Here is an 8,560-nt window from a genome sequence, read left to right on the forward strand (position 1 = left end):
GCCGAGCCCGGTCGCACCGTCATCCGCGCATCGCCGTGCGGCGCAGGTGTGCCGGCACGGCCCACCACTGGTCCGGGCGGTCCACTACGAGGGCGTCCGGGCCGGTCTCGGCGCAGCGGGCGAGGCGCAGGAGGTAGGCCGCGATGCCTGCCGCACCCTGCATCCAGGCCGTTCCGGGAGGCAGCAGCGGTGGGTCCTTGCGGTGTTCCAGGAAGCGCCAACGGGCGCCTTGTTCATCCCTGATGGCACGCTCCACGAGCGCGTCGCCCATCGTGTGCGCCGCCCGCATCAGGGTCTCCCGCCTTGCGGGTTCCCGGCAGTCCTGGGCCGCGTCGAGCAGTACGTCCCCGACACCCGCCGTTCCGCAGCAGCGGCCGTCGTTGTCCCAGAAGCCGGGACGGAGGCGTTCCGGCAGCCCTGACGTGAGGATCGAGGTCAGGCAGCGCCGGCGCAGTTCTCCGACGTCGAAGCCCCCCACCTCGGTGACCCCCGCGTGCGCGAGCGCCGTGAAGAGGTGCGAGGTACCGGCCGGACCGTGGCACCACGTGTACGTCACCGGTTCCACCTCCCGGCGCGAAGGGGGGATCGTGTGCGGAACGACGAAGCCGCCGTCGTCCAACGAGCCCACCGACAGGACGTGTCGGGCCCCTTCCACCGCCGCCTCGACGAAGTCGTTCCGGTCCAGCGCGGCGCCCGCCACCGCCAGTGCGGCCGCGACCCCGGCGGTGCCGTGCGAGTAGTTCGGCGCCCGCCACTCGGTGGTCGGCGTCATGGCCCAGTCCAGGCCCGCCTCCGTGCGGTCCGCCGCTCGCAGCAGGGCCTCGCCGCCCGTGGTCGCGATCGCCTTCGTGAACTCGCTGTCCGACCAGACCGCCGTCATCACCACGCCCGCGGTGCCCATGATGATGTCGGTGAGGGGCGCGTCGGAACCGGGTTCGAATGCGAGCGTGGTCTTCCATCCCACGGAGGTCGCCAGGCCGGCCAGCCGCCGCAGCGGGGTCGTCTCCTCGCCCGGGGCGAGGAGCCTCAACGCCATGGCGTCGCCCGCGAGGCCGTCGTACAACGACGGTTCCGTCCTGTCCTCGGCCTGTGCGGACAGCCTGGTCACGATGCCGGTGGCCAGGGCCTGTTCCCGCGCGGTCAGCTCCCGGTACTGCGCGATCTCGGCCAGCACGGGGGCCAGGCCGGCGATCCCCGCGTACAGCGAGTCGCGGTCCTTCGCGGGTCCCGACGCCACCGGGCCGTCCTCCGGCACGGCCTCCGGCAGCCACGGCCCCTCGTCCTCGCGTACCTGCTCCAGCACCCACGACCAGGCGGCCTCGCCCACGTCCCGATACACGTCGCTCCTCACCATCCGGTCACGCTACAGCCCGCCGGTCGGACCGTCGGGCCGGCTGAGGGCTCGGGGCCGTTCCCTCGACGGACGGCCACGGCTCAGAGCCGGAACAGCCCGGCCGCGTTGTCGTGGCACACCGCCCGCAGCCACTCCTCTCCGAGATCCAGCCGCTCCAGGGCCTGGAGCTGGTGCAGGTAGGGGTAGGGGATGTTGGGGAAGTCGGAGCCGAGCAGGATGCGGTCGCCGAGCCCGGCGAGCCGGGGCAGGGCCCGGCGGGGGAACGGCATGAATCCCTCGGCGAAGTCGGTGAAGGTCATGGTCGTGTCCAGCCTCAGCTGCCCGAACCGCTCCGCGAGGCCGAGGAACTCCTCGTACTCGGGCATGCCCATGTGCGCGACGATCAGCCGCAGGTTCGGGTGGCGCTCCAGTACCCGCGTGATCGGCTCGGGGCCGGTGTGCTTGCCGGGCGACGGCCCGGAGCCGCAGTGGATCACCACGGGGATCCGGGCCTCGGCCAGCAGACCCCATGCCCGCTGGAGGAGTTCGTCGGCCGGGTCGTACGCGCCCACCTGTACATGCGCCTTGAACACCCGCGCGCCGGCCTCGACGGCCTCGCGGACGTAGGTCTCCACGCCCGGCTCGGGGTAGAGCGTGGCGGTGTGCAGGCAGTCGGGGGTGCGGCGGGCGAAGTCGGCCGCCCATCCGTTCAGCCAGCGGGCCATGCCGGGCTTGTGCGGGTAGAGCATCGAGGTGAAGGCACGGACGCCGAACTCCCGGAGCCGGGCCGTTCGTTCCGCCTCCTCGTGCCGGTAGGTGATCGGCCATTCGAGCCCGCCGGTCAGCGGTCCGAGGTTGTCGAAGTAGGCCCACACCTTGTCCAGGACGCGTTCGGGCATGAAGTGCGTGTGGACGTCGATCAGACCGGGGAGGCCGAGCCGGGACCAGAAAGCGCGGACCTCGGCGGCCTCGTCGGTCACGGCGGCCTGTGGCGTCGCTGTTTCCAGGGCCTTCGCAACCAGGTCGTGGATCAGGAACTCCCCCGGTGAACGGTTCTCCTTGAGCCGGTGGAGAGCGGCCGGGCCGAACCAGCCGTAGGCGGAGTGCTTGGACCACTCCAGTGCCGGGTGGTCGAGGTCCCCGTCGACCTCGACCAGGTAGTCGGCCTCGTGCCGCGGTCCGCCGCCGTCGTCGCCGGTCCAGGTGGAGACGCCCAGCAGCCGGCACACCCGGCGCAGACGCCAGCCGGTCTCCTCCTCGATCTCGCGCGCGAGCGCCTCGAGGAGGAGTTCTCCCGGCTCGACGTGGCCGCCCACGATGTCCCAGGTGTCGGGGAACAGCCGCCGGCCGGCGCCGCGTCGCTGGGCGAAGGCCTCACCGCGGTGGTTCAGGATCACGGCGCCGACGGTCCAGGTCTCACCGTCGGCGGGCGCCGGTATCTCGACGCCGGCGTCCACCTCGATGGGGCGATCATCCTCTGACATGAGCGTCAGCTTAGGGGGCTCGGCCGCGCCGGGCCCCGGGCGACCGGTCAGCCCAGGTCGGGGATCCGCCAGTCGATCGGCTCGTGGCCCTGGTGGGCGATCGCCTCGTTGATCTGGGTGAAGGGACGGGAACCGAAGAACTTCTTGGCGGACAGCGGCGAGGGGTGCGCGCCCTTGACCACCACGTGCCTGCTCTCGTCGATCAACGGAAGCTTCTTCTGGGCGTAGTTGCCCCAGAGGACGAAGACCGCGGGGTCGGGACGGTCGGCCACCGCGCGGATGACGGCGTCGGTGAACTTCTCCCAGCCCTTGCCCTTGTGCGAGTTGGCCTCGCCTGCGCGGACGGTGAGCACCGCGTTGAGCAGCAGGACGCCCTGCCGGGCCCACGGCATCAGATAGCCGTTGTCCGGGACGGGCAGGTCCAGCTCGGCCTGCATCTCCTTGTAGATGTTGCGCAGGGAGGGCGGGGTCTTCACGCCCGGGCGGACCGAGAAGCACAGGCCGTGGCCCTGGCCTTCACCGTGGTACGGGTCCTGGCCGAGGACGAGGACCTTGACCTGCTCGTACGGCGTCGCGTCCAGCGCGGCGAAGACCTCCTCGCGCGGCGGGTAGACGGGACCCTTCGCCCGCTCGTCCTCGACGAACTCGGTCAGCTCCTTGAAGTAGGGCTGCTGCAGTTCGTCACCCAGAACCCCGCGCCAGGACTCGGGCAGCATGGCGATGTCGGTCACGTCAACGTCCTCACGATGTGTCGTCACTTGCAGGCTTCAGAACCTACAGCCGACCACTGACATCCGGTGCCGGAAGGGGCGTTCGCGGGCCTCACCAGCTGGTCTTGCGGTGGAGCGTCCACATCATCATGATCGTCGAGGGGTCGAGGGCCTGCTCGCCGCCGGAGATGTCGTCGCTGGCCGCCACGTACTGCCGGCCCTGCCAGAGCGGGATCAGCCGGGCGTTGTCCACGATGATCTGCTGGGCCTGCTCCATGTCCTTGACCGTCTGCGCGCGGTCGCTCTCGGCGCGCGAGTGGGGCAGCAGACTGTCGGTGATCTCCTTGGCCTCGTACGGCGTGCCGAGCGCGTTGTGCTCGCCGACGAACGGGGCGATGAAGTTGTCCGCGTCGGGGAAGTCCGGGAACCAGCCGCGGCCGAACACGGGGTACTCGCCGTTCTGGTAGCCGACCACGTAGGTCTTCCAGGGGCGGCTCTTCAGGGTGACGGTGAACAGCCCGGAGCCCTCCAGCTGCCGCTTCAGCTCCTGGAACATCAGGGCCGTCTCGGATCCGTAGCGGTCGGTGGTGTACCAGAGGGTGAGCGGGACTCGCTGGTGGATGCCCGCGTCGGAGAGGATCTTGCGGGCCTTGGGGACGCTCGGGTCGCCGTAGTCGTCGAAGAAGCCGGTGGTGTGGCCGGTGAGGCCCTTGGGGACCATCGAGTACAGCGGGTCGACGGTGTCCTTGTAGACCTTGTGGGCGATCGCGCCCCGGTCGACGACCTGGGCGACGGCCTTGCGCACGGCGGGCTGCCTGGCCCAGGGGTCCTTGGGGTTGAACACCAGGTAGCTGATGTCGGTGCCGGCGCCGTCGACGAGCTGGAGGGCGGAGGTGCCGTGCTGCTGGAGGGCGAGGATGTCGTCGGCGGCGAGACCGCGGTAGGTGACGTCGATCTGCTTGTCGCGCAGCGCCTTGACCATGCTGGCGGAGTCCTGGAAGTAGCGGATGGTCACCGCGTCGTTCTGCCGGTCGGCGAAGCCCTGGTAGTCGCCGTTACGGACGAGGACCGCCTGCTTGTCCTCCTGGTACGACTGGAGCTTGTAGGGCCCGGAGCCGAAGACCGAGTCGTCCTTGCGCAGGGTGTGGGCCGGGTAGTCGTCCGGGTCGACGATGGACATGGCGGGGGTCGCCAGAACGAACGGGAAGGTGGCGTCCGACTTGTTGAGGTGGAAGACGACCTCGCGGTCGCCCGACGTGTCCACGCGGTCCAGGCTGCCGAGCAGCCCGGCGGGGCCGCCGGGGGCGTCGATGGCGCGGATGCGGTCGATGGAGTACTTCACGGACTGGGCGGTCAGCGCGTGGCCGTCGGTGAACCGCATGCCGGAGCGCAGCTTGCAGCGGTAGGTGCGGCTGCCGGAGTCGGTGAAGGAGCAGCTCTCGGCGGCGTCGGGCTGGGGGGTGGTGGCGCCGTTCGGGTACGCGAGAAGCGTCTGGAAGATGTTGCGGTACAGCTCCCACGAGCCGTCCCAGGCGCCGGCCGGGTCAAGGGTGCTGGGGGCGCTGGTGGTACCCACGATGATCGGGCCCTTGCTGCCCGGGTCGCCGTCGGACAGCAGACTGCATCCGGCCACCAGGGATATGGACGCGATCGCCGCGACTCTCCGCAGGAATCGGTTCCGGTTGAACACGCGCACGCTCCTCGATCCGCCGTACCAAGGGTTGGCAGACCATACCGCAGCGTTTGGGCGCCAGAACCTCCCCTGAAACAGGCCTTCTTGATCGATTGAGCGGTGACGACGTTGTCATGGGGCTGTGCACCCGCTGTACGGTTTCCCGGGCGCCGATCCGTCCGAAAATCGGCGCCCGGAAACTACTGATCAGCCCACGCCGGCGTTGAGGAAGAGGCCGCCGTCGACGACGAGCGTCTGGCCGGTGACCCAGTCGGACTGCTCGGAGGTGAGGAACGCGGCGGCGCCGCCGATGTCGGACGGCACGCCGAGCCGGCCCAGCGGGTAGGAGGCGGCCGCCTCCTCCTCGCGGCCCTCGTACAGGGCCTGCGCGAACTTGGTCTTGATCACGGCCGGGGCGATCGCGTTGACCCGGACCCTGGGCGCGAACTCGTGCGCCAGCTGCTGGGTCAGGTTGATCATCGCGGCCTTGCTGACGCCGTAGGCGCCGATGAAGGGCGAGGGCGCGAGGCCCGCGATCGAGGCGATGTTGACGATCGCGCCGCCGTTGTCCTTCTGCCAGGCGTGCCAGCTCTTCTGGGCGAAGCCGAGCGCCGAGATCACGTTGGTCTCGAAGACCTTGCGGGCGACGTTCAGGTCGAGGTCCGCGATCGGGCCGAAGACCGGGTTGGTGCCCGCGTTGTTGACCAGGTAGTCGAGGCGGCCGAAGGCCTCCATCGTGCGCTCGACGGCCTCGGTCTGGTGGTCCAGGTCGTGCGCCTTGCCGGCGACGGCGATGACCCGCTCGGCGCCGAGCTTCTCGACGGCCTCCTTCAGGGCGTCCTCGTTGCGGCCGGTGATGCACACCCGGTCGCCACGGGCGACCAGGGCCTCGGCCACGCCGTAGCCGATGCCGCGGCTCGCGCCCGTGACGAGCGCGACCTTGCCGGAGAGTTCTACGGAAGTCATGTACCCGTTCCCTTAGTTGAGCGGTCCGCCGGCGACGTACAGCACCTGGCCGGAGACGAATCCGGCCGCCTCGCCGGTGAAGAAGGCGATGGCGTTGGCGATGTCCTCCGGCTCGCCCACGCGCTGCACCGGGATCTGGGTGGCGGCGGCCTTCTTGAAGTCGTCGAAGCCCATGCCGACGCGGTCGGCGGTGGCCTTGGTCATCTCGGTGGCGATGAAGCCCGGGGCGACGGCGTTGGCGGTGATGCCGAACTTGCCCAGCTCGATGGCGAGGGTCTTGGTGAAGCCCTGGAGGCCCGCCTTGGCGGCCGAGTAGTTGACCTGGCCGCGGTTGCCGAGCGCGGAGGAGGAGGACAGGTTGACGACCCGGCCGAAGCCCGCGTCGACCATGTGCTTCTGGACGGCCTTGGTCATCAGGAACGAGCCGCGCAGGTGCACGTTCAGGACGGTGTCCCAGTCGGAGACGCTCATCTTGAACAGCAGGTTGTCGCGCAGCACGCCCGCGTTGTTGACGAGGATCGTCGGGGCGCCCAGCTCCGCCACGATCCGGGCGACGGCCGCCTCGACCTGCGCCTCGTCGGAGACGTCGGCGCCGACCGCGATCGCCCGGCCGCCGGCCGCGGTGATCTTCTCGACGGTGTCCTTGCAGGCGGCCTCGTCGAGGTCGATCACGGCGACCGCGCGACCCTCGGCGGCCAGTCGTACGGCGGTGGCGGCGCCGATGCCGCGCGCCGCGCCGGTGACTACCGCGACCCGCTGTTCAGTGGTGGACATTGCTGCTTCTCCTCGCCCTTGAGAGAACCTGTGTGACCCTTCCGGAGGGCCCCTGGTGCGGTGAGCGACCGCTTAGTACCTTCGGCACACGTGACGCTAGAAGCCCTGGCACGCGGTGTCAACGGCACACCGCGCCGGTGTGATCCATTACCTCACCAGGAGGTCCAGCAATCGTTCCGTCTCGGCGGCCGGGTCGTCGGTCAGCCCGGTGTGCACCGGGCCGGGCTGGACGACGGTGGACCGGGGCGCGATCAGCCAGCGGAAGCGCCGCCCGGCGTCGTCACGGGCCGCCTGTCCGGCCTCCTTCCCGCCCGCGCAGACCTTCTCCACGGCCGCGAGCGCGGCCCGGATCCCGGCCACGTCGGCCTTCGGGTCGAGGGCGCGCAGCCGGTTCTCGTCCAGATGGGTGCGGGCGCCGACGTAGGCCTTGGCCCGGCAGTAGACGATGACGCCCGCGTTGACGCACTCGCCGCGCTCCACGCGGGGTACGACCCGCAGCAGCGCGTACTCGAACACGTCCCGGTCGCCGCCCTGGCCCGCCCGGGTGATGTGACGCTCGGTCACATGGCCGGCCATGTGGATGTGGGTCTCGCTCACTTGGTCCCCTCGATGCCGGTGATGCGCTCGTGGACGACGGCCGCGCGCGCGAGCAACGGCCGCGCGTAGGCCCGGCGCAGGTCGTCTGGGGTGTCGAAGCCCGGCTCGCCGGCGAGCCAGGCGTCCGGGATCTCGGCGGTGACCTCGGCGAGGAGGTCCTCGGTGACCCGGGGCGCCAGGTCGGCCGCCGCGGCGGCGACGTCCGGGGCGAAGCGGGTGAGGGCGTGCTCGGAGGCGTCGTAGGGGCGGGCCGCGGAGGCCTCGGCGGAGGGCCAGTTGTGGTGCCAGATCATCGTGGCGCCGTGGTCGATGAGCCACAGCTCGCCCCGGTGCACGAGGAGGTTGGGGTTGCGCCAGGAGCGGTCCACGTTGTTGATCAGCGCGTCGAACCAGACGATCCGCCCGGCCTCCCCGGGGCTCACCGGGAACGCGAGCGGGTCGTAGCCGAGGGCGCCGGAGAGGAAGTCCATGCCGAGGTTGGTGCCGCCGCTGGCCCGCAGCAGCTCCTGGACCTGCGGCTCGGGCTCGCCGAGTCCGAGGACCGGATCCAGCCGGAGGGTGACCAGGCGGGGCATCCGGAAGCCGAGGCGCCGGGCGAGTTCGCCGCACACCACCTCGGCGACCAGGGTCTTGCGGCCCTGTCCGGCACCGGTGAACTTCATGACGTAGGTCCCGAAGTCGTCGGCTTCGACGAGCCCCGGCAGCGAGCCGCCCTCACGCAGGGGCGTGATGTACCGGGTCGCGGTGACTTCCTTGAGCATCGCCCCAGGTTACTGGGGTGGGAGCGGGGTCCGGCCGACGGCCGCTCCACAGCCTCCGCGCACCGGCGCCTCATCGGCGGAGCGCAAGGATCCGGGCGCCGTCTGAACACGTGGTGCCCGAGGCCCGTACCCCTGGACAGATCACGAAAAGCTCCGCGGAAGGGAACCCACATGAGCAGCGCATCGCCCCAGCCCGAAGCGGGACCGGCCCGCCGTACCGTCATGGCGGCGGCCGGAGCGGCCGGGCTCGCCGCCGCGCTGAC

8 protein-coding genes and 1 pseudogene are annotated in these 8,560 nt (G+C 70.8%); all 9 read right to left on the reverse strand.

Going from position 1 to position 8,560, the window contains the following annotated elements; genetic code table 11:
• Positions 1–19: 19 nt before the first annotated feature.
• The 9 genes and pseudogenes from ACWEN3_RS34735 to ACWEN3_RS34775 all read right to left on the reverse strand — a co-directional run bounded on the left by ACWEN3_RS34735 (position 20) and on the right by ACWEN3_RS34775 (position 8,297).
• A complete protein-coding gene (locus tag ACWEN3_RS34735) occupies positions 20–1,339 on the reverse strand; it encodes a lanthionine synthetase LanC family protein (protein WP_452979172.1) in 1,320 nt (439 codons plus the stop codon).
• A gap of 95 nt (positions 1,340–1,434) precedes the next feature.
• Positions 1,435–2,340, reverse strand: a complete 906-nt coding sequence (locus tag ACWEN3_RS34740) for an amidohydrolase family protein (RefSeq protein WP_452979190.1) — start codon at positions 2,338–2,340, stop codon at positions 1,435–1,437.
• Between the two features lie 45 nt (positions 2,341–2,385).
• A pseudogene (locus tag ACWEN3_RS34745) lies at positions 2,386–2,817 on the reverse strand (NUDIX hydrolase); the annotation flags it as partial.
• 47 nt (positions 2,818–2,864) lie between these two features.
• On the reverse strand, positions 2,865–3,548 hold the full coding sequence (gene ung, locus ACWEN3_RS34750; protein WP_452979174.1) for a uracil-DNA glycosylase: 684 nt from the start codon (positions 3,546–3,548) through the stop codon (positions 2,865–2,867).
• Between the two features lie 91 nt (positions 3,549–3,639).
• Positions 3,640–5,217 carry an ABC transporter substrate-binding protein gene (locus ACWEN3_RS34755; RefSeq protein WP_452979176.1) on the reverse strand — a complete coding sequence of 526 codons (1,578 nt, stop codon included), beginning with the start codon at positions 5,215–5,217 and terminating at the stop codon, positions 3,640–3,642.
• A 189-nt stretch (positions 5,218–5,406) separates the two neighbouring features.
• Positions 5,407–6,165, reverse strand: a complete 759-nt coding sequence (locus tag ACWEN3_RS34760; RefSeq protein ID WP_452979179.1) for an SDR family oxidoreductase — start codon at positions 6,163–6,165, stop codon at positions 5,407–5,409.
• 12 nt (positions 6,166–6,177) lie between these two features.
• Positions 6,178–6,939: a 3-oxoacyl-ACP reductase FabG gene (gene fabG / locus ACWEN3_RS34765; protein WP_452979182.1), complete on the reverse strand. Its 762-nt coding sequence runs from the start codon at positions 6,937–6,939 to the stop codon at positions 6,178–6,180.
• 147 nt (positions 6,940–7,086) lie between these two features.
• Positions 7,087–7,536, reverse strand: a complete 450-nt coding sequence (locus ACWEN3_RS34770; protein WP_452979185.1) for a DUF3037 domain-containing protein — start codon at positions 7,534–7,536, stop codon at positions 7,087–7,089.
• A complete protein-coding gene (locus ACWEN3_RS34775; RefSeq protein WP_452979188.1) occupies positions 7,533–8,297 on the reverse strand; it encodes a HipA family kinase in 765 nt (254 codons plus the stop codon). Before ACWEN3_RS34775 ends, ACWEN3_RS34770 begins: the two co-directional genes overlap by 4 nt.
• Positions 8,298–8,560: the final 263 nt, after the last annotated feature.

This window comes from Streptomyces sp. NPDC004561 (assembly GCF_053602155.1).

Excerpts from the sequence above, each read along its gene's own strand:
- ACWEN3_RS34760 (WP_452979179.1), bottom strand. The coding sequence starts at position 6,165 with ATGACTTCCGTAGAACTCTCCGGCAAGGTCGCGCTCGTCACGGGCGCG.
- fabG (WP_452979182.1), bottom strand. The coding sequence starts at position 6,939 with ATGTCCACCACTGAACAGCGGGTCGCGGTAGTCACCGGCGCGGCGCGC.
- ACWEN3_RS34775 (WP_452979188.1), bottom strand. The coding sequence starts at position 8,297 with ATGCTCAAGGAAGTCACCGCGACCCGGTACATCACGCCCCTGCGTGAG.